General features: G+C 39.0%; 1 protein-coding gene and 2 pseudogenes. All 3 read left to right on the top strand.

All coding sequences use genetic code 11. From position 1 onward, the window contains the following. Positions 1-266: pseudogene (locus ABZ857_RS44250) on the top strand (RepB protein); the annotation flags it as partial. After that, positions 266-856 (top strand): RepB-like protein, encoded by a 591-nt coding sequence (locus tag ABZ857_RS44255; RefSeq protein ID WP_058212880.1) that lies wholly within the window; start codon positions 266-268, stop codon positions 854-856. The pseudogene ABZ857_RS44250 and the gene ABZ857_RS44255, both read left to right, overlap by 1 nt. Before the next feature lie 345 nt (positions 857-1201). Beyond that, positions 1202-1306, top strand: a pseudogene (locus ABZ857_RS44260) (ABC transporter ATP-binding protein); the annotation flags it as partial.

Consider the following 1306-nt stretch of genomic DNA (forward strand, 5'->3'; position numbering starts at 1 on the left):
TAAAAAGTCCGTATACCAAGCTGCTTATGGAACATTTCTTATTGTCTTATCTAGACTTGACGGATACTAAAATTCTTTCAGGCTTACAAGCACACGTGTACCCTCTCTATGACGAACTGAAAGACTTACGAGGTTTGAATGGGGTCAAAGACCACTTGTCTTATGTGAGAGCCAAGCGAGAAGACTACTCAAAGAAAAATATCACTAAGTATCTCAAAAAAGCAATCGAGCAATACCTACCCACGGTTAAAAGGCAGGACTTATGATGAGTGAAAAGTTAAAGACAATCAAAGAGCTTGCGGATGAAATAGGTGTTTCAAAGCAAGCTGTATGGCAAAAAATAAAAAAAGAATCGTCAATAGATTTACGTCAATTTACGTCAAAAAAAGGAAATACCGTTTACGTTGACGTTGATGGTCAAAAAGTTATTAAGAATGCTTTTTTTAACAAAACGTCAACTAAAAAACGTCAACAAAAAGTTTTTGTTGACGACAACGTGGATAATTCAGTTGATGACAATCCAGAGGGGAATGAAGAGATTTTATTTTTAAGGAATCTAGTGTCCGAACTCCAATCAGAAAAAAAAGATCTTCATAAGCTATTAGACCAGCAACAACGTCTAGCCTTACAGGATAAAAAAGTACTAGAAGAGTATAAATCAGAAATCAATGAATTGAAAGCTCTTAAAATGCCTCAGGAGGATATGAAAGATGGCTCGTCGATAAGGGGTGAGGCGCAGGAAGAAATCAATGAATTGAAAGCTCAATTGAGGTTATCAGAAAAAGAACGAAACAAGGCAAAAGAAAAAGAGCCGGTAAAAACAGAATCTAAAAAATGGTGGAAACTATGGAAATGAGGGGGATCAAATGAGTCATTCGGAACAAATGATTGAAAACCAGTTCATACAGATCTTAAGTGAGAAAGAAAATCAGTGGACTTATCGTCCGGACTTGAAGTCGGAAGAAGCACTTTGGCAAAACTTTAGAGGCCATTTGAACCGAATAAATTTAGCAGTATTGGAAGAGCAACTATTAACGGACAAAGAATTTAAGCAAGTCAAAGTCGAGTTTTCACGTTTGACCGGAACGCCTTTTTTAGCTTCTCAATGGCTTAGAGGAGAAAACGGGGTGGCTCAAGTTTTATTAGAGCGAGAAAATGGGAAAAAAGTGACTTTAGAAGCCTTTAGAAATAAGGATATCTCAGGAGGAACTAACTGGTGGGCCTGTCGAAGGACGTGCTCGACCGCTACCCGATCGAGCTGTCCGGCGGCATGAAGCAGCGGGTGGTCATGGTCGTCTCCACGCTG

The sequence above is a fragment of the Microbispora sp. NPDC046933 genome (assembly GCF_040644635.1).
GTDB lineage: Bacteria > Actinomycetota > Actinomycetes > Streptosporangiales > Streptosporangiaceae > Microbispora.

Excerpts from the sequence above, each read along its gene's own strand:
- ABZ857_RS44255 (WP_058212880.1), top strand. The coding sequence starts at position 266 with ATGAGTGAAAAGTTAAAGACAATCAAAGAGCTTGCGGATGAAATAGGT.